The sequence below is a fragment of the Streptomyces sp. OZ13 genome, assembly GCF_052068155.1.
Classification (GTDB): domain Bacteria; phylum Actinomycetota; class Actinomycetes; order Streptomycetales; family Streptomycetaceae; genus Streptomyces.
In genome coordinates this window covers 47,992-67,594 of sequence record NZ_JBQHCZ010000022.1, presented here as the reverse complement: position 1 = coordinate 67,594, position 19,603 = coordinate 47,992, and the positions used below count along the sequence as shown (strand labels likewise).

The window sequence follows — 19,603 nt, the reverse complement described above, 5'->3', positions numbered from 1 at the left end:
GGCACGGGGAGGGGGACGGCACAGAGCGGGAACGGGCGGGGACGGGGGCGGGAGCAGCTGCGCGGGGACGGGGGCGGGGGAGGCGTTACGCGGGGGAGGGGGCGGCCAGCCGGGTCGTGAGGAACGCGGCGACGGCGGCGGCCGTTGGGTGCTTCCACACCAGCGTGGCGGGCAGCTTCAGACCCAGCCGCCGCTCCAGGCCGCGCCGCAGGACCTGCGTCATCACCGAGTCCAGGCCCAGTTCGGTCAGGGGCCGGTGGACGTCCAGCCGCTCGGCGCTCAGCCCGAGTTCGGCCTCGATCTGCCGGCCGACCTCGGCCAGCAGCAGCGCGCCCAGCTCCTCCTGCGTGAGCCCGTCGGCCCGGAACGCGGCCGCGTCGTCCGGCCCGTCCGCCGCCTTACCGCCCGGCGCGGACAGCTCACCGAGGACGGGCAGGCCGGTGGCGCCGGTGACCGGCAGGACGGCGACATAGGGCCGCGCACCGCAGCCCAGCGCGTACTCCCAGGCCCGCAGCGCGTCGGCCGGCTCGACGGAACCGCTGCCACGGTCGGCGAGTTCGGCGTCGACGAAGTCGCTGACCGCCATGCCCGCGCCGCGCCACGACGTCCACGCATAGGCGGTGCTGCCTCTGTCGCCGGCCGCCTGCCGGTGGCGGGCGAGGGCGTCCAGGCAGGCGTTGGCGGCGGCGTAGCTGGACTGGCCGGTCAGGCCCAACTGGTAGCCGACGGAGGAGAACAGCACGAAGAAGTCGGTGCTGCCGGGCGGGAACAGCTCGTGCAGCACCAGCGCCCCGCCCGCCTTGGGCGCCAGCACCCGCTCCAGCGACGCTTCGTCGAGGTCGCCGAGCATCCGGTCGTCCAGGACTCCCGCGGCGTGCACCACACCGCGCACGGGCGGCAGGCCGAGCGCGTCGGTGTCCAGCGCCGCGCGGGCCGCCGCCTCGTCGGCGATGTCGACGGCCACGCTCGTCACGCTCACCCCGCGCGCCTCCAGCCGCCTGACCGCCTCGATACGCCGCACGGTGGCCGGGTCGCTCTGGGCGGGCCAACCGCGGCGCGGCGGCAGGGCCGTGCGGCCCGCGAGCAGGATCCGCCGCGCACCCCGGCCGGCCAGCCAGTCGGCGACCTCCAGGCCCAGCGCGCCGAACCCGCCGGTGATCAGGTACGTCCCGTCCGCCCGGCACGCGCCCGCTCCCGGCCCGGCGCCCCGGCCGTCCCGGCCGTCCGGGTCCGGTACCAGGGGAGTGAGACGGGCGGCCCGCACCCCGCCCTCGCCGACCCGGTAGACGTCCGCCTCCGGCGCGGAGCGCAGCAACTCCGCCAGCGGCCCGGCGAGGAGAGCCGGCGGGGTGCCGTTGTCGAGGTCCACCGCACGGGCGTTCAACTCCGGGTGCTCGCCCGCGACGATGCGGACGAGGCCCAGCAGGGCGCTCTGCGCGACCGCGTCGCCGCCGGCGGCCTCCCAGGCGCCGCGGGTCAGCGCCCACAGCCTCGGCGGGAGCGATCCGCAGCGCTCCAGCAGCAGTTGGGCGGTCGACGCCAGCCGCCAGGCGGAGCGCCGCGCCGCGCCGGCCGGCGGACCGGCTGTGTCGGGGAGGACGACGACCGCGTCCCCCGGGCCGAGTTCGTCGACCAGGCCGCCGAGCGCATCGGCGTCCTTCGCGTGCAGGCAGCGCAGTCCGGCCTCGCCGAGCGCGCGGGTGACATCGTCGGCGAGCCCGGCGGGGGCGCCCTCGCCGACCAGGGCGACGGTCCGCAGCCGGGTACGGGCCTCGGCGGTGAGCGCGGCCGCGGACCAGCCGAGGGTGTGGGCCAGGCGCTGCGGCGGGAGCCCGGGGCCGCTGCCCGTGCCGCCGTCGAGGGTGGCGAACACCAGTCCCTCGAGAGTGCCGAGGACCTGCCCGTCCTCGTCGCGGACGACCGCGTCGGTGGCGTCGCCGCCCGTGGGGGAGGGGACGATCTGCACGGTGACGGCCTCCGGCAGAGCCAGCGGCAGCCGTACCCGCCGCACGGCGGCCGGCATCCGCAGCCGAACGTCGGCGGGGAAGACGAGCGGGGCGACGGAGAAGACGGCGTCGAGCAGCGAGGCGCGGGCCAGGGCGGGGGAGAGGTCCCCGCCGGGCGCGGGCAGCACCCGGGCACGCAATTGCCCGCGTGAGGAGGCGAGTTCGGTGATCCGCCAGGGGAATCCGACATCGGCGACACCGACCGCGTGCAGCCGCTCGTTCACCGCCCCGGGGTCCAGCGCCACGGCTGCCGACCCGTCCCATCCGCCGTCACCGGCACGGTCCGCGACCTCGCCGCCCCCGCCGTCACCGTCACCGCCGCCGGGGCGGCCGGAGGTGAGCCGCGCCGTGGTGTGGGTGCTCCAACCCGCCTGCGCCGCACCGCCGTCCGTACCGGCGGCAAGGTCAGGGGAAGCGGCGGCGGTGCGGCGGGAGGCGAGACGGATGCCGCTGTCGTCGCGCACCACGTGCACCTCCAGTTCGACGGTGACGGCGACCGGCACCTTGAGCGCCACGTCGTGCAGCGTGTCGGTGCCGCCGGCGGCGAGGAAGGTGTTCAGCAGCACCGCGGCGGGGACGACCTCGACGCCGTGGATGGGGTGCGAGCCGGGGTAGGGCCGGCAGTCCTCGTCGAGCCGGGTCCGCCACAGCCGCGGCGAGACGCCACCCGCCCACGTCACCTCCCCGCCGAGCAGCGTGCCCGAGCCGGTGTCGTGCTCCTCCGCCACGGGCCCCTGCGAGGACGGGGTGCGCCAGTAGGGCACATGCTGCCAGGCCCGGCGGGGCAGCGCGGTCAGCGGCCCGCGCGGCACTTCCAGGCCGTCGGCGGCACCATGGCAGTGCAGGGCGCCCAGGTGGGCGAGGAGGGTGGCCCGCTCGGGCCGCTCACGGCGCAGGGTGGCGGTGACGAGCACGTCGTCGTGACCGGCCGCCTCCAGCGTCTCGCCGACGGAATGGGTGACCACCGGATGCCCGGACAGCTCGACGAACACCCGGTGCCCGTCCTGCGCCAGCGCCCGCACCGCACCGTCCAGGCGGACCGGGTTGCGCAGGTTCGCCGCCCAGTAGGCGCCGTCGCGCACCGCGGCCGACCGCGGGTCCTCCAGCGCCGTCGAATACAGCGGCACCACCGGCTCCCGCACCTCCAACCCGTCGGCCGCCTTGGCCAGTTCACCGAGCAGCGGATCCATCTGCGGACTGTGGAAGGCGACGTCGGAGGCGACACGCCGCACCATCACGTCCATGGTCTCCAGGCGGGCGCACACCTCCTCGACGGCCTCCGGCGTGCCGGAGACGACGGTCGAGGCGGGGGAGGCGGCGATCGCGGCCACCACGTCGGTACGGTCCCCCAGGAGGCCCTGGACGGTCTCGAACCCGGCGCCCGCCATCGCCATCGCGCCGCGCCCCATGACCCGGCGCAGCAGGACGGAGCGGCGGCAGATCAGCCGGGCGGCGTCCGCCGCGCCGAGCACCCCGGCGCTGACCGCGGCCGCGATCTCGCCGACCGAGTGGCCCACCACGGCGGCCGGCGTCAGGCCCTTGGAGCGCAGCAGGGCGTCCAGGGCGACCTGCACCACGAAGATCATCGGCTGGACGTGGTCGGTCCCGCCCAGCGGCCCCTCGCTCAGCACCCGGCGCGGCGAGATGCCGAGCTCCTCGGCGAAGACCGGCTCCAGCCGGTCGACCGCCGCGGCGAACACCGGCTCGGTGGCCAGCAGTTCGCGGCCCATGCCCTCCCACTGCGAGCCGTGCCCGGAGAACACCCACACCGCGCCGCCCCCGCCACCGGGCAGGACCTGACCCGCGACCGCGGTCGGCGCGGTGCCGCCCTCGGCGATCACCTCGAGCGCCGTGGCGAGCCCGCCGTGATCCTGCGCGACGGCCGCGGCCCGGTGCACGGCATGGCTGCGACGGGCCATCAGCGTGTGCGCGACACCGTCCAGGGGCGCGCCGGCGCCCTCGCCCCGCAGCCAGGCCGCGAGCGAGGCGGCCTGCGCCCGCACATCGTCCCCGGACGCCCCGGACACCACGAACAGCCCCGGACCCGCCGCATCGCCCGAGCCCTCGGTACGTGCGGCATCCGCGGCCGCGTTCCCGGCCGCCGCGCCCGTCCCCGTACCGGCCGTGGCGGTGTCCGCCGTGGCCGGGGCCTGTTCCAGTACCACGTGGCCGACGGTGCCTCCGTAGCCGAAGCCGGACACCCCGGCCCGCCGTACCGTGTCCTGTGCGGGCCAGGGCACCGGCTCCGTGGGCACGGCCAGCCCCGAGGCGGCCCAGTCGATGTCGGGGTTGAGCTCATGGACGTTCGCGGTCGGCGGGATCACACCGTGCTGGAGCGCCAGCACGGCCTTGATCACCCCGGCGACCCCGGCGCCCGCCTCCAGATGCCCGATGTTGGCCTTCACCGACCCGATCAGGCACGGCCGCTCCGCGGCCCGTCCGGCCCCGAACACCCGGGCCAGCGCGCCCACTTCCACCGGATCGCCCACCCGGGTCCCGGTGCCGTGCGCCTCCACGAAGGACACCGACAGCGCCTCGACGCCGCCCTGTTCGAGCGCGGCCCGCACCACCCGCTCCTGCGCGGCGCCGCTGGGCGCCATGATCCCGTTCGTGCGGCCGTCCTGCGCCAGCGCACTGCCGCGGATCACGGCCCGTACCGGGTCACCGTCGGCGAGCGCGTCGGAGAGCCGCTTGAGGACCACGACCCCCACGCCCTCACCGCGGCCGTAGCCGTCGGCCGACGCGTCGAACGACTTGGAGCGCCCGTCGCGGGAGGTGGCTCCCGCGGCGTCCAGCACCATCGACAGGCCCGGCGCGGCCACCAGATGCACACCGCCCGCCAGGGCGTGCGTGCACTCGCGTGCTCGCAGGCTCTGACAGGCCAGGTGCAGCGCGGCCAGCGAGGACGAACAGGCCGTGTCGACGACGAGGCTGGGCCCGCGCAGATCGAGGACGTAGGAGAGGCGGTTGGCGATCGCGCACAGCGACGCGCCGATCCCCGACCAGGCCTCGATCGCGGGCAGGTCCTCGAGCATCTGCCGCCCGTAGTCGTCGGATCCGGCGCCCATGAACACGCCCGCGTCAGAACCGGCCAGGGTGTGCGGGGCGATCCCCGCGTCCTCCAGCGCCTCCCAGCCCGCCTCCAGCGTCAGCCGCTGCTGGGGGTCCATCAGCTCCGCCTCGCGCGGGGTGATCCCGAAGAACGCGGCGTCGAAACCGGCCGCGTCGGCGAGGAACGCGCCCCGCCGCGGTGCGCCGGCCAGCGCACGTGCCGCGCCCGGCCGGCCCCGGTAGGCGTCCCAGCGTCCCTCGGGCAGATCGCCGACGGCCTCACGGCCCTCGGTCAGGAACGTCCAGTACGCGTCGGGGGTGTCGATCCCGCCCGGCAGGCGGCACCCGATCCCGACGACGGCGATGGCTTCGGCATGTTCGTGCTGCTGCGTCACAGACTCCAGCCTTTCGGCGTTGGCGAACGGTCCCACGTCCACAGGCCAGCAAATCCCGCCGGGAGCAAGCGCGGTGCAAGTCCCCCGCCCCGTCCTGCCGGCCGGCCCCTTGCGGGCACGTTGCGACGGCGTTGCGGGCGGCGGTCCACGATGCCGACCGGGCGGCACCGCCCCCCGGGGATCCGGGAGCCGGCGGCCGTCTCCACGCGGTACGAGGTCAAGGAGGCAGCCGTGACCCGCACACTGGACATCGGTCTCGACATCGACGGGGTGCTCTACCCCTTCGTCGACGTCGTCGCCCGCTACGCCGAGCACACCCTGGGACGCCCGTGCTCGGCGAAGGCCGAGTCATGGGACTGGTACGTGCACCAATGGGGCCTGAGCGAGCAGGAGTTCTTCGCGCTGTGCGGGCGGGGGGTGCACGACAACGTCGTGTTCACCGAGGGCGCCCCGCTGCCCGGCGCGCTCGAGGCGGTCCGCGAACTGGCCCGCGCCGGCCACCGGCTGCACTACGTGACGGCCCGCGCGATCACCGGCGTGCCCGCGCAGCTGGCCTGGAACCGCACGGCGGCGTGGCTGGCCGCCTGGGACTTCCCCGTCGACTCGCTGACCATCGCCGCCGACAAGGCGTGCCGGTTCACCGACGTCTTCCTCGACGACTCGCCCGGCAACTGCGACGCGCTCGTCGACGCCGGCCACCCGCGTCCCGTGCTGTGGTGCCACGGGCCGATCACCGCCCACCGGGCGGAACGGGTCTTCGACTGGGACGAGTTCCTCGCCCTGGTGGCCGCCGAGAGCGCCGCCCCCGCGGCCTGCCCCGCCGCCCGCCGCCCCGCCCGCCTCGCCGCCACCGCCTGAACCTCTCAGGTCAGGAGCGGGCCGCGGCCCCGCCCGCACCCGGACCGGAGCGCCGCCGTCCGCGCCGCCTTGCACGCCTGTTGCGAGCCGCCCGCTTTGCTCGCAGCATGGCGAAACGCAAAGAGTGGGATGCCGTCGTCGTCGGCTCCGGCATCGGCGGCCTCGTCTGCGCCGCCTACCTCGCGGTCAGCGGACTGCGCGTCCTCGTGCTGGAACAGCACGACGTCGCCGGCGGCAACAGCCATGTCTTCCGTCGCCGCCGCCGCTACGAGTTCGACGTCGGCATCCACTACCTCGGCGACTGCGGCCCCGGCGGCCTGCTGCCCTCCGTCTTCGGCGGCCTGGGCCTCGCCGACCGGATCACCTACCTGCCCATGGACCAGGACGGCTTCGACCGCATCGTCGTCCCCGGCCTCACCCTCGACGTCCCCGCGGGCTGGGACGGCTACCGCAAACGCCTCAAGGAGGCGTTACCCGGCGATGCCGCCGGTATCGACACGTTCACCTCGATCTGCTCGGCCGTCGGCGCCGAAGGGCGCAGCGCCCTGCTCGGCGACACGGACCTCACCGACGAGCAGTTCGCCGCCCGCAGCCCCGCCTTCACCGCCTGGGAACAACGCACCCTGGCCGACCTGTTCGACCACTGCGGCCTCTCCACCCGGGCCCGTACCGTCCTGGCCGCCCACGCGCCCACCTACGGACTGCCGCCCGCCCGCTGCCCGCTGCCCACCCATGCGGCGATCATCGACCACTACCTCCACGGCGCCTACTACCCCAAGGGCGGCGGCCAGATGCTGCCCGCCGGCCTCGTCGAAGTCATCGAGTCGCACGGCGGCGAGGTCCGCACCCGCACCCGGGTCGAACGCATCCTCGTCACCGCCGGCCGCGCCCACGGCGTCACCCTGACCGACGGCGAGGTCCTCACCGCACCGCTCGTCGTCTCCAACGCCGACTACACCCGCACCGTCCAGAACCTCGTCGGCGAGGAACACTTCGACCCCGGCACCGTCGAACGCACCCGCGACTCCAGCATGTCGCTGCCCTTCGCCGTCCTGTACGTCGCCCTCGACACCACCCTCCCCGAACGCCCCAACGCCAACCTGTGGTGGTACCGGCACACCGACATCGACACCGGCTTCCGGCAACTGGCCGAACACCGCATCGACCCGGTGCCGTTCCTGTTCGTGTCCTTCTCCTCCCTCAAGGACCCCGGCGCACGCAACATCGCCCCCGAAGGCCACAGCAACTTCCAGGTGATGACCCTCGTCCCGCCCGACCACGCCTACTGGGGAGCCGACGCCGCGCCCGCCGACGGCGGCCGCTACCGCCGCACCGACCTCTACCGGCGCCGCAAAAAGGAACTCACCGACGCCATGCTGAACGCCGCCGAGGAGGCACTCGGCCCCTTCCGCGGCCACATCACCCACCTCGAGGCCGCCACCCCCCTCACCCACGAGCGCTACATCCACTCCCGCGGCGGCACCCCCTACGGCCTGGCCGGCTGGGGAGCGACCGGCGAACGCCCCGACACCACCACCGGCGTCGAGGGCCTGCACGTCGTCGGCACCAGCGTCCGCTACGGCTCCGGCATCGAAGGCGTCGCCACGGGCGCCATGATGTGCGCCTCCACCATCCTCGGCCGCCGGCTCCTCCCCGAGGTCACCCGCGGCGCCGTCCTCGCCGACCCGTCCCTGCTGCCGCACCGGGGCGACGACTTCGACCCGCTCGCCGTCTCCCGCGGCAAGGCCCGCCACCACGCCCGCGGCCTCGCCCGCATCGACACCGCCCCCCGCCCGGCATGAGCCCGAGCCCCGAGGAGCACCCCATGACCCACCCGCACCCGCCCCGGCCCGCCACGCCCGCCACCACCGCACCACCCGGCCCCCGGCCGTTCGTCCTGGACGCCGCCGGCCGCGACCTGCACGGCGAGGCCGCCCGCCTGCGCGCGCTGGGCCCCGCCGTCCTCGTCGAACTCCCCGCCGGCATCCGGGCCTGGTCGATCAACACCCACGACCTCCTCAAGACCCTCCTCACCGACGACCGCGTCTCCAAGGACCCGCGCCGCCACTGGCCCGCCTGGCAACGCGGCGAACACCACGACACCTGGATCCGCACCTGGGTCGGCGTCCACAACATGGACACCGCCTACGGCCCCGAACACCGCAGGCTGCGCAAACTCGTCGCCCCCGCCTTCACCGGCCGCCGCACCCAGGCCATGCTGCCCCGCGTCCGGCACGCCGCCGACCGCCTCCTCGACGCCCTCGAGGACACCGCCCCCGGCGCCGTCGTCGACCTGCGCGCCGCCTACGCCCACCCGCTGCCCATGCAGGTCATCTGCGACCTGTTCGGCGTCCCGGAAACCTCCCGCCCCCGCCTCGCCCACCTCATGGCCCGCGCCATGGACACCACCCTCACCCCCGACGAGGCCGAACACACCGTCCTCGAGGTCGACCTGGCCCTCGCCGCCCTCGTCGCCCACCGGCGCCGGCACCCGGGCGACGACCTGACCAGCGCCCTCGTCGCCGCCCGCGACGACGACGGATCACACCTGAGCGAAAGAGAACTCCTCGACACCCTCCTGCTCGTCATCGGCGCCGGCAACGAGACCACCGTCAACCTCATCGGCAACGCCGTCCACGCCCTGCTCACCCACCCCGACCAACTGCGCCTCGTCCTCGACGGCACCGTCTCCTGGCACGACGCCCTCGAGGAGACCCTGCGCTGGGCCCCCAGCGTCGCCAACGTCCCCCTGCGCTACGCCGTCGAGGACATCCCCCTGCCCGGCGGCCCCACCATCCGCAAGGGCGAGGCGATCCTCGCCGCCTACGCCGCCGCCGGCCGCGACCCCGCCAAACACGGCCCCACCGCGGACCGGTTCGACATCACCCGCCCCGGCAGGGGAGCGGCCGAACACCTCGCCTTCGGACACGGCGTCCACTTCTGCCCCGGCGCCCCCCTCGCCCGCATGGAAGCCGTCGTCGCCCTGCCCGCCCTCTTCGACCGCTTCCCCGGCCTCCACCTCGCCGCCGCACCCGGCGGACCGCCCCCCACCGAAGGTTTCATCGCCTACGGACACCACACCCTCCCCGTGCGCCTCGCCGCCGCACTCCACCCGGTCGCCAGGAATCCTCGGCTCCGACTCGAGGAACCTGGCGCCGCCCGGAACCGCTCGGTTTGACTGGCACGCATGACACCTGACGCAGTCACAGCAGACACCCGTCCGACCCTCGTCACCGGCGGCACCGGCAAGACAGGACGCCGCGTCGCCGAGCGGCTCTCCTTACGCGGCCTGCGGCCCCGTACGGGATCGCGCACCGGCACCCCGCCCTTCGACTGGAACGCCCCCGCCACCTGGGACGCCGCCCTCGACGGCATGGGCTCGGTCTACCTCAGCTACTACCCCGACCTGGCCTTCCCCGGCGCCGCCGACACCGTCGGCGCGTTCTGCCGCACCGCCGTCGCCGCCGGCGTCCGCCGCATCGTCCTGCTCTCCGGCATCGGCGAGGAAGGCGCCCGCGCCGCCGAGGACCAGCTCAAGGCCTCCGGCGCCGAATGGACCGTCGTGCGCTCCAACTGGTTCGACCAGAACTTCTCCGAGTGCTTCTTCCTGCCGCCGGTCCTCGCCGGTGAACTCGCCGTCCCCGCCGCCGACACCGTCGCCCCCTTCGTCGACGCCGACGACGTGGCCGACGTCGCCGTCGCCGCCCTCACCGACCCCGCCCACACCGGCCGCACCTACGAACTGTCCGGCCCCCGGCTGCTCAGCTTCGCCGACATCGCCGACGAACTGTCCAAGGCCACGGGCCGCACCATCACCTACCGCCCCGTCACCGTCGAGGAGTACCGCACCATCCTCGAGGACGCCGGCCAGGACCAGACCTACGCCGACGTCTTCGCCGTCTTCCTCGACGGCCGCAACGCCCACCTCGTCGACGGCGTCCGCCAGGTCCTCGGCCGCGAGCCGCGCGACTTCACCGACTTCGCCCGCGAGACCGCCGCCACCGGCGTCTGGACACCCTGACCCGCACCCGCCCCCCGGGGGTGTCCGGGACACGTCCCGGACACCCCCGCACCTCCCGCCGGCCGCCCGCCCCGTGCCACGGTGACCGCTCATCACCGGCAACCACCCGCAGGAGGCAGCCACCATGCGTCAGCACCGACAGGTCCGCCACCGCACCACCGCCACGGTCATGGCCACCGCCGCGGCCTTGACCGCCACCGTCTGCGCCACCACCACGGCCACCGCCGCACCGGCCGACAGGTGCAGCCAGGCAGCCCCCACCCGCGCCGACAACCCGTACACCACCACCCACACCGCCCTGGACGCCGCACCGCTGCGCATGGGCCCCTACGGCGAGTGCTACCGGCTGCAGACCTACGCGGCCGGCACGCGGATCGAGGTCCGCTGCTTCATCGTCAACGAGTACGGAAACACCTGGTCCTACGTCCCCGGAGCCGGCTGGATCTGGGACGCACACCTGTCGGGCAACGGATCGCCCCACCGCTGCCTGGGTGTCTGAACCAATACCCGAACGGCACCCGCACCCCGGCCTCTTGGCCTTCGGCCCTGCCCGCACCGGCCCGCCCGCACGTCGCGGGCCGGTGTGTCCGTCAGACGACCACTGTTGTGACGAACTGTCATGTGACGAAATGCCATAGGGGACATTCGGGTGGCAATTCTCCCGTACTGCAACTGCCGCCGCCCGCAGCGCAGTCCTTGCCACCACACACCGCACCACCTCAGGGAGGCAGACATGACCGCCTGGCACACCACCACCGGGACCACCACCATCGACCCCTACCGCTTCCCCGGCGCCCCCGACGACTACCTGCTGCCCGCGCCCCGGCCCGGACAGCGCGTTCCCCTTCCGCTCGAGCCGGCCGACCGCCGCCGCCTGGACCTGCACGCGGCCCTGACCACCGCCGGTATCGCCCCGCTGCCCGGCGACCTCGCCGCCATCGACGCGCTCTGCGCCCTCGACGACACCACCCACGCCGCCCTCCAGCGCTGGATCACCCGCACGCCGTGACCAGGACCGCCCCCACCCCGCACCGGGTGGCCGGGCCACGTCCCACCCGGCCGCCCGGCCCCGCGCCCGGCCGCGTACCGTTCCCCCATGCCCCGCCTCGAACCCCTGCACGCCGGTCACGCCGACGCCCTGCTCGCCTTCGAACGCGACAACCGGGCCTACTTCGCCGCCCACGTCCCCGACCGCGGCGACGACTACTTCACCCACTTCGCCGACCGCCTCGACGCCCTCCTCGCCGAACAGGCCGCGGGAATCTGCCGCTTCCACGTCCTCGTCGACGACACCGGCGCGATCGTGGGCCGCGTCAACCTCGTCGACCTCGCCGACGGCGAAGCCGAACTCGGCTTCCGCATCGCCGAGAAGGCCGCCGGACGAGGCCTCGCCACCACAGCCGTCCAGCAGGTGTGCACGCTCGCGGCCACCGCCTACGGCCTGAACATCCTGCACGCGGCGGCCACCGTCGCCAACACCGGCTCGCGGACCGTCCTCGCCCGCAACGGCTTCACGGAAACGGGCACCACCGTCCTCGACGGCCACCCCGCCCTGCGCTTCACCCGCGCCCTCGCCCCACCCGCCCCAGCCTGACATCGCCACCCGGTACGACATGGCCGCATCACCGGTTATTCGCGATGGTGTGCCACGTGTCACATCGGCGGGTGTCACGTTTCGTTGGGCCCGCGGTGTCTTGGAGGCATGACGGAATACAGCGCACCAAGCACCAAGGTTGTCGTGATCGGCGGTGGCTACGCCGGAACGCTCGCGGCCAATCGGCTGCGGATGCGTTCCGGCGCGGACATCACTTTGGTCAATCCCCGCCCGGCGTTCGTCGACCGGATCCGGCTGCACCAGTTCGTCGCCGGCACCGGCGAGGCCGAGGTGGACCACGGCACTCTGCTCGGCGAAGAGGTCCGGTTGGTCGTCGACAGCGCCACGCGCATCGACACCGCCGCCCGCGCGGTGGAACTGGCGTCGGGGCGCGCGCTGGACTACGACCACGTCATCTATGCGGTCGGCAGCACCGGGGCGACACCGTCAGCGCCCGGCGCGGTCGATTTCTCTTTCTCCCCGAGCGAGTTCGAGCTCGCCCAGCGCCTGCGCACCCGACTGGGAGAAGTACCGCTCGACGCTCAGGTCACCGTCGTCGGCGGCGGGTCGACCGGCATCGAGACCGCCGCCGAACTGGCCGAGCAAGGACGCACGGTCACGCTGATCTGTAGCACGATCCTGGCGCCGACGTTCAGCGCGCCGGGTCGCCGGTCCATCGCCAAGTGGCTGTCCCGGCACGGTGTCGCCGTGCTCGAGCAGGATGAGGTGGCCGAGGTCCGGCCGGACGCGGTCGCCCTCGCCAGCGGTGGGGTGCGGCCGAGCGCACTGACCATCTGGGCGGCCGGTTTCGGCGTGCCCGAACTGGCCCGAGCCAGCGGGTTGCGCACCGACGCGCTCGGCCGGCTGCTCACCGACGAGACCCTGACCAGCATCGACGACGACCGTGTCGTCGCGGCAGGCGACGCGGCGGCGCCGTCGGACCGGCCACTGCGGATGAGCTCCTACGCCGCCGGGCCCCTTGGCGCGCAGGCCGCCAACACCGTGCTGAGCCGCATCGCCGGGACTGAGCCGGAGATGCTCGACGTGGCCTTCTCGGGGGCGTGCGTCAGTCTGGGCAGGCGCAGCGCCGTCCGCCGGCTCGCCGGCAAGGACGACAGCCCGGTGAACCTCTACGTCGGTGGCCGCGCCGGCGCGGCGATCAAGGAGTTCACCTGCAAGCTCGGGGTGGGAAAGATACGCCGCGAGGCCCGCACGCCGGGTTCCCTGAACTGGCCCAAGGGCGGCTCCCGTCCCGCGCGGCCGGCTACCGCACTGCGGGGCGTCACGTCGCCATGACCACCGACGAGCATGCCGAGCGGTTCACCCTGCTGCGGCCGCTGCTGTTCACGATCGCCTACGAGATGCTCGGCTCGGCAACCGATTCCGACGACGTGCTGCAGGACAGCTATCTGCGCTGGGCCGAAGTGGACCTCGCGACAGTGCGAGACACCAGGTCGTTCCTGGCGCGGCTGGTGACCCGCCAGGCCCTCAACGCGTTGCGTGCGAGCGCACGCCGGCGCGAGGACTACGTCGGCCCGTGGCTGCCCGAGCCCGTGCTGCTCGACGAGCACGACGGGTCGGCCGACGTGGTGCTGACCGAGTCCGTGTCCATGGCGATGCTCGTGGTGCTCGAGACACTCACACCCGACGAGCGTGTGGTGTTCGTGCTTCGCGAGGTGTTCGACTTCACCCACAACGACATCGCCGCCGCGGCGGGCAAACCCGTGGCGACGGTACGGCAGACAGCGCACCGCGCCCGCAAACACGTCCAGGCGCGGCGCAGGCGCTTCGAACCCGCCGACACCGCGACGACCGCACGGATCACCGTTCAGTTCATGACCGCGGCCACCACAGGTGACATGCGAGGGCTGCTGGCGCTGCTCGCGAAGGGCGCCACCTTCACAGCCGACGGCGGCGGGAAGATCCCCGCGGCACGCCGGCCGGTGGTGGGCGCAGAGGCCGTGGCCGCACGTCTCGTGAATCTCTTCCATAAGGGGCGGTCAGTACCGGGCCTGCGGATCGAGAGGGTCAACTGCAACAACGCGCCCGCGCTGGTCGCCTACCGCGGCGATCACCTGGAGGGCGTGTTCCTGATCGAGATCACCGACGACGAGATCACCCACATCTACGTCATCCGCAACCCGGACAAGCTCCTCGCGTTGACGGTGCCACGCCGGATCAGCCGATAGCAGGAGCCGGCATCCCCTGGCCATGCCCGGATGCTGATCAGTCTTCATGAGGATGTTCGCCGGGTGCTGTCAGATCCGCCCCGGTTCAGCCGGACACAAGCGCCGATCCCTGACCGAACCGCCGGCCATGTCGCCTTCGATCACGGTGTCCACCACTGCCTTGGAGCGCCGCCGGCACGGGTGGAGACGTGGATCGCCATCGCCCTGCTGCGCCGCTTCGCGGACCCTGCCCCCCGGCCGATGTACGAGCGAACCAGCGATCAATCCGACAAGGAAACCGAGATGCACACCAAAACGACCGACAGCCCACAGCACGCAACCGGCCGGCGGCCGGTCACCGCCGCACACACCGAGGGGAACCGTATCCGCCTCGTGGCCTTCTGGTTCACCACCATCGTCATCGTCTTCGAGTTGATCGCCGGATCGGCGTGGAACCTCCTGACGATCGACTGGATCGAAGCCCAGATGGACCACCTCGGTTACCCCGACTACTTCGCCTACATTCTGGGCGTGTGTCATTTCGGTGCGGCCGTCACGATCGTCGTGCCCGGGTTCCGAATGATCAAGGAATGGGCGTACGCGGGTATCTTCTTCACATGGTCAGGTGCCGTGGTGTCACATCTGGCACAGGGCGACGGTCTTGTGTCGTGGGGGCCGCCGCTGATGTTCCTGGCTTTTGCCGTCGCGTCGTGGGCACTGAGGCCGGCCGACCGCCGACTCCAGGAGACACGGCTTCGCCGGGACCGCTCTGCTGACGCCGGCCGGGACAGCACGGGCCGGCCGGAGACCCGTCCTCGCGCTTGGGCCGTTTCGATCGGGATCGTCGTCGTCCTGTCTGCCGTCTCGCTCCTCACGCTGCCCGCCGCGGAGGACCTCACGGGCGAGTGGGCAGTCGAGCGCGGCTGGGTCGGCGGACAACGGCCGTGATCCGGCCCGCCGCGCGGGCGCGAAGGGCCCGGCGGGCGGCCGGTACGGGTCATCCGGGACGGCCGCCGGACCCCACGGCCTCCACCGCGGCGTCGATCCGGTCCGCGAGTTCCAGGTCGAGCCGGGTGACGGCATCCACGGAACGGGTGCGGAGGCTGAAGACGACGCCGTCCCCGGTCAGCTCCCAGTCCGCCCGGTGACTCAGGTCCGCCCCGGCCCGGCGCACGGCGTCGACCAGCGGGGGAAGCCGGTCCTCCGGCAGGGCCACGGTCCGGGTCAGACGGCCGGTGTCGCCGCTCCACGCGGGCCGGCGGCCCAGCTCGGCGGCCAGCTCCGCGGACGTCAGGGGCGCGGGGGCATCGGTCGCGGAGTGCCTGCGCTCCGGGTAGGTGGCCGGCGGGGCGAGAACAGCGGGGCGTAGTCGCCCGGCAAGTGGTCGCGCAGCTCCCGCCCCAGGGCCGGGTCGGCCTCGGCGATCTCGGCCAGCACCGCCTGGGCGAGGAGGAGGGCCCGCTCCGGCGGCACCTCGAGATGACGGCCGGCCTCGGCGAGCAGGTCGGTGACCCCGTCCCCCGACGGGGGAACGGTGGCATACGCGGCGTCCTGCTCCGGGCCCGGCAGGGCCTGTCGCAGATGCCGGCGCTGCGGCATCTCGAGCCGGTGGCTCAAAGCGCCCAGGACGACCCTGGTCACCCGGGTGGCCGCGTCGGTGTCCGGGAGGGCCGCCATGCGACGGACTTCTTCGGTCAGGTGCTCGTGAGTGATCATCACGTCTCCCGAGGGGGCCGGTCGTGCCCTGCCCCAGTACCCGTCGGCGCACCCGCTACACGGCTCCTGCCGTCCCGCCCGCCCGCGCGCCTCCGCCCTCCGGCGCCCGCCCTCCGGCGCCCGCCCTCCGGCCCTCCGGAATCCGGCTCCGGGCCGGGCCTTCCGCGAAGGCGGCGGCCCCGGGAAAAGGAAGATCCCGGCTGGACGGGGGGGACCAGCCGGGATCGGTACAGGGTGGACACGGAGGGCGGTCGCCTCTCGGCGAGGGCTCCACAGGGCTTCAGCCGAACGATCTTCCCCATGGGCTACAGGTGAGGCCCGGGGACACTGTCCCCTCCGCGACCACATACAGATGAACGGTAAACCATCCCGGGTTGTTCCCGGCAACCGCACCACCCGCCCCACCGGCCCCGGCCACCCGACGCGCCCTCACGCCCGACCGCACCGTGATACGACCACAGCGGACAGTGACCGGACCGGCCCCGGCGGCACGGCACCCAGAGCGGGAGGCACGGCACCGGACCGCGCCGACCCGGGCCGGAGACGCTCCCGTCTCCCGGCCCGCACAGAACACCAGCCCGCGCGACGCTCAGCCGGACCACGAGCCCGCGTGCCCTCCCGGGCCGCGCCCCGCGCTCAGCCGGCCGCCGCGCCCCGCGCGCCCCCGGCCGCCGCGCCCCGCCCTCAGCCGGCGGCAGCGCCGAACCACACGGGCAGCCGGCTGAGCAGATCCCGCTGGTCCTCACCGACCCACGCCACATGCCCGTCCGGCCGCAGCAGCACCGCCGGCACGTCCAGTTCCTCGCCGACGTCGACGACATGGTCGACCCGGTCCGCCCAGCCCTCCACCGACAGCCGGCCCGTCCCGTCGAGCAGCAGCCCGCGGCCCTCGTGCATCAGCTCGTAGAGGCGCCCCCGCGTCAGCCGCACGTCCCGCATCCGCCGGCCGAGCAGTTCATGACCCTCGCCGAAGTCGTAGCGGACCTCGACCGCGGTGATCATCCCGGTCACGTACCGGTTCACCTCCTCGAAGTCCATCAGCCTCGTGAACAGCTCCCGCAGCGCGGTCGCACCCGGATCGGTCCCCAGCAGCGTGATCTGCGCGCGGGTGTTGTCCAGCACCCGGGCGCCCACCGGGTGCCGCTCGGCGTGGTAGCTGTCCAGCAGGCCCTCCGGCGCCCAGCCGTCGACCTCGGCGGCCAGCTTCCAGCCGAGATTGAACGCGTCCTGGACACCGAGGTTGAGCCCCTGCCCGCCGGTCGGCGGGTGGATGTGCGCCGCGTCGCCCGCCAGCAGCACCCGGCCGACCCGATAGCGCTCGGCCTGCCGGGTGGCGTCACCGAACCGGGACAGCCGGCGCGGCGAGTGCGCGCCGAAGTCGGTGCCGGCGACGGCCCGCAGCTGCCGCCGGAACTCCTCCAGGGTCGGCCCGCTCGTACGGTCCTCGGACACGCCGTCGGCCGGCACGACGACGCGGTACACCCCCTCCCCGAGGGGAAGGGCCCCGAACCGCAGCTGGGTCCTGCGGACCTCCTCCACGACGGCGGCGATCGTCGCCGGATCCTCGGTCAGCACCATCTCGCCCAGCAGCGTCTCGACCGTGGCGGGCTCGCCGGGGAAACCCACACCGAGCTGCTTGCGCACCACGCTGCGGCCGCCGTCGCACCCGACGAGGTAACGCGAGCGCAGGCGCGTACCGCCCCCGCCGGCGCGGGCACCCCCCTCAGCCAGTTCGACACTCACCCCGTCCCCGTCCTGGCTCACCCCCACCACCTCGCAGCCGCGCCGGATCTCCACGCCCAGCTCGACGGCACGCTCGCCCAGCAGTCGCTCGGTGACCGGCTGCGGGGTGGCGACGCCGTACGGGTGCGCCGTGTCCAGCCCGTCCGGCCACGGCTTGACGATGCCGCCGAACAGGCCGCCGACCTGGAATTTCTCACTGACCGCGAGGAACCGGTCCAGCAGACCGCGCTGGTCCATCACCTCGACGCTGCGCGTGTGCAGACCCTGCCCGCGGCCCTCCCGGGTCGGCTCGGCCAACCTTTCCAGCACGACCACGTGCACGCCGTGCAGCCGCAGCTCGCAGGCCAGCATCAAGCCGGTCGGTCCGCCGCCGACCACGATCACGTCAATCACAAGAGAACGCCCATTCAACGAGATTGGATTCCGGTCATCAGCCCGCGCGGCCGGCGGCACACAACTCCCGCACCTGCGCACCGAGCCCCCCACCGCACCGCGAGTCCCACCGGCGGTTCGGCACCCGCGCAACCCGAACAGCAACAAAAGCCCGCATGCATCGCGAATCAGTCATTTTCGCAGGTTCCGGCCCAGGTCGATCATTCTGCGGTACGCCCCGGGCCTTGCCGCAAGCCCCCCGGCGCGCTATACGTTGAGAGTGGCAAGGAGTGAGTAACCTCCTTGCCTTTCCCTTTGCTTGGCCGCTGCGCACGGCAAAGCCAGCCCCGGCGACGGGTCCCCGAAAGCGGCAGCTCTAGAGTCACGCCCGTGACCGACCTCTCCTACCTCACGGCCGTCCGGGAGTCGTACGACACCGTCGCCGCCGAATACGCCCGACAGGTCAAGTTCCCGGCCGAGTTGGACCCGCTGTCACGCGCCGTGCTGGCGGCGTTCGCCGAGGAGATACGGACGGCCGGCCGCGGGCCCGTCGCGGACGTGGGATGCGGTCCCGGCCGGGTGACCGCGCACCTGGCCGGACTGGGGGTGTCCGCGTTCGGCATCGACCTGTCGCCCGCGATGGTCGAGCTGGCCCGTCAGGCGTACCCGGAACTGAGTTTCACCGTCGGGTCGATGACCGCGCTGGAGATCGACGACGACGAACTCGGCGGCATCCTGGCCTACTACTCCGTCCACCACACGCCACCGGAGCTGCTGCCGGTCGTGTTCGGCGAGTTCCGTCGCACGCTCGCCCCCGGCGGCTGCCTGATGCTGGCCGGCCATGCCGGAACCGGAGAACATCTGCGCCCGACACAGGCGTACGGCGGCCGCCCGGTGACCTACGAGTCCTACCTGACCCCGCCGGACCGGACCGCCGAACTGCTGGAGGCGGCCGGCCTCGAGATCACCGCGCAACTGGTGCAGCCGCCCGGCGAAGGAACGAAGAGAACGGTCGCCACCTTCCTCGCCCGAAAGCCCGCACCCCCGAACACGCCCGGCACCCCCGCAAGTTGACGCGGCCGGACGCGGCACCACCCGCCTCAGGGGAGGCGAGAGCGGACCTCGACCCAGGCGAGTAGCAGGTCCCGCGTCGGGCCGGGCTCCAGATAGCCGGCGAGTCCGGCCAGATGAGCCGTCAGGTTCTTGTGCCGCCGCAGCTCGCGGGTCTGCCCGATGGCCGATTCACGCCGGCCGACGGCGAGCGCATCGGCCTGTGAGGGCGTCAGACGCAAGGCATCGAGCGTGTCGGACGCCAGTGTGTCCGGGCTCCAGTCGGGATCGTCGTCGGGACCGAGATGGTCGATGACCCACATCCGGAGCATGAAGTCCTGCGTGGCCGCACGTGTCCGATCCTCCGGGCTGTCACCGTGCGCACGCCGGTTCGCCAGCAGGGAGACCTTGGCCCACTGCCGACGGGCATCCGCGGGTTCGTCGCTGTAGTAGGCACGCTCCTGCGCGACGAGACGCACGGCCTCAAGGTGCCTGCCGTGCTCGTTCACGGCCGTCGCCCGAAGCCGTTCGAAGCTCCACCCGCAGAGATCCGGCCCCGGCTGCTCCTGGCCCGCGCCGGTGCTCAACGATCCTCGCTCCTGGTCATGGACAAGACTCCCTCGGCAGAC

At 73.6% G+C, this 19,603-nt stretch carries 16 protein-coding genes; 11 read left to right on the top strand and 5 right to left on the bottom strand.

Annotation, left to right across the window (positions count from 1 at the left end; all coding sequences use genetic code 11):
- Positions 1 to 85 precede the first annotated feature (85 nt).
- The gene (locus ACTMTU_RS33160) at positions 86 to 5,452 is read right to left on the bottom strand and encodes a type I polyketide synthase (protein ID WP_441267136.1); all 5,367 of its coding nucleotides are present in this window, start codon (positions 5,450 to 5,452) and stop codon (positions 86 to 88) included.
- Between the two features lie 231 nt (positions 5,453 to 5,683).
- Here ACTMTU_RS33160 and ACTMTU_RS33155 point away from each other — a divergent pair, with 231 nt between their 5' ends.
- The 10 genes from ACTMTU_RS33155 (at position 5,684) to ACTMTU_RS33110 (ending at position 15,041) form a co-directional block, all read left to right on the top strand.
- Complete coding sequence (locus ACTMTU_RS33155; RefSeq protein WP_441267135.1) at positions 5,684 to 6,310, top strand: 5' nucleotidase, NT5C type; 627 nt, start codon at positions 5,684 to 5,686, stop codon at positions 6,308 to 6,310.
- 107 nt (positions 6,311 to 6,417) lie between these two features.
- Positions 6,418 to 8,112, top strand: a complete 1,695-nt coding sequence (locus tag ACTMTU_RS33150) for a phytoene desaturase family protein (RefSeq protein WP_441267134.1) — start codon at positions 6,418 to 6,420, stop codon at positions 8,110 to 8,112.
- Between the two features lie 23 nt (positions 8,113 to 8,135).
- Positions 8,136 to 9,488 carry a cytochrome P450 family protein gene (locus ACTMTU_RS33145; RefSeq protein WP_441267133.1) on the top strand — a complete coding sequence of 451 codons (1,353 nt, stop codon included), beginning with the start codon at positions 8,136 to 8,138 and terminating at the stop codon, positions 9,486 to 9,488.
- Between the two features lie 9 nt (positions 9,489 to 9,497).
- The gene (locus ACTMTU_RS33140; RefSeq protein WP_441267132.1) at positions 9,498 to 10,331 is read left to right on the top strand and encodes an NmrA family NAD(P)-binding protein; all 834 of its coding nucleotides are present in this window, start codon (positions 9,498 to 9,500) and stop codon (positions 10,329 to 10,331) included.
- Positions 10,332 to 10,455: 124 nt separating this feature from the next.
- Entirely contained in the window at positions 10,456 to 10,830 is a 375-nt protein-coding gene (locus tag ACTMTU_RS33135; RefSeq protein WP_441267131.1) for a hypothetical protein, read from the top strand.
- A 234-nt stretch (positions 10,831 to 11,064) separates the two neighbouring features.
- On the top strand, positions 11,065 to 11,340 hold the full coding sequence (locus ACTMTU_RS33130) for a hypothetical protein (RefSeq protein ID WP_441267130.1): 276 nt from the start codon (positions 11,065 to 11,067) through the stop codon (positions 11,338 to 11,340).
- 87 nt (positions 11,341 to 11,427) lie between these two features.
- Positions 11,428 to 11,925, top strand: coding sequence for a GNAT family N-acetyltransferase (locus tag ACTMTU_RS33125; protein ID WP_441267129.1), 498 nt, complete (start codon positions 11,428 to 11,430; stop codon positions 11,923 to 11,925).
- Positions 11,926 to 12,033: 108 nt separating this feature from the next.
- Positions 12,034 to 13,221: an NAD(P)/FAD-dependent oxidoreductase gene (locus ACTMTU_RS33120; protein ID WP_441267128.1), complete on the top strand. Its 1,188-nt coding sequence runs from the start codon at positions 12,034 to 12,036 to the stop codon at positions 13,219 to 13,221.
- The gene (gene sigJ, locus ACTMTU_RS33115; RefSeq protein WP_441267127.1) at positions 13,218 to 14,114 is read left to right on the top strand and encodes an RNA polymerase sigma factor SigJ; all 897 of its coding nucleotides are present in this window, start codon (positions 13,218 to 13,220) and stop codon (positions 14,112 to 14,114) included. The genes ACTMTU_RS33120 and sigJ overlap by 4 nt, the downstream gene beginning before the upstream one ends.
- Positions 14,115 to 14,144: 30 nt before the next feature.
- Positions 14,145 to 15,041, top strand: a complete 897-nt coding sequence (locus ACTMTU_RS33110; RefSeq protein WP_441267126.1) for a DoxX family protein — start codon at positions 14,145 to 14,147, stop codon at positions 15,039 to 15,041.
- 49 nt (positions 15,042 to 15,090) lie between these two features.
- Here the strand turns inward: ACTMTU_RS33110 and ACTMTU_RS33105 are convergent, their stop codons facing one another.
- The 3 genes from ACTMTU_RS33105 to rox all read right to left on the bottom strand — a co-directional run bounded on the left by ACTMTU_RS33105 (position 15,091) and on the right by rox (position 17,945).
- Entirely contained in the window at positions 15,091 to 15,360 is a 270-nt protein-coding gene (locus tag ACTMTU_RS33105; protein ID WP_441267176.1) for a 4a-hydroxytetrahydrobiopterin dehydratase, read from the bottom strand.
- 23 nt (positions 15,361 to 15,383) lie between these two features.
- Positions 15,384 to 15,809: a DUF2267 domain-containing protein gene (locus ACTMTU_RS33100; RefSeq protein ID WP_441267125.1), complete on the bottom strand. Its 426-nt coding sequence runs from the start codon at positions 15,807 to 15,809 to the stop codon at positions 15,384 to 15,386.
- A gap of 684 nt (positions 15,810 to 16,493) precedes the next feature.
- The gene (rox, locus tag ACTMTU_RS33095; RefSeq protein ID WP_441267124.1) at positions 16,494 to 17,945 is read right to left on the bottom strand and encodes a rifampin monooxygenase; all 1,452 of its coding nucleotides are present in this window, start codon (positions 17,943 to 17,945) and stop codon (positions 16,494 to 16,496) included.
- Between the two features lie 369 nt (positions 17,946 to 18,314).
- Here rox and ACTMTU_RS33090 point away from each other — a divergent pair, with 369 nt between their 5' ends.
- Complete coding sequence (locus ACTMTU_RS33090; protein ID WP_441267123.1) at positions 18,315 to 18,998, top strand: class I SAM-dependent methyltransferase; 684 nt, start codon at positions 18,315 to 18,317, stop codon at positions 18,996 to 18,998.
- A gap of 26 nt (positions 18,999 to 19,024) precedes the next feature.
- On the opposite strand, the gene ACTMTU_RS33085 is transcribed toward ACTMTU_RS33090, so the two are convergent.
- A complete protein-coding gene (locus ACTMTU_RS33085) occupies positions 19,025 to 19,561 on the bottom strand; it encodes a hypothetical protein (RefSeq protein ID WP_441267122.1) in 537 nt (178 codons plus the stop codon).
- Between the last annotated feature and the right edge of the window lie 42 nt (positions 19,562 to 19,603).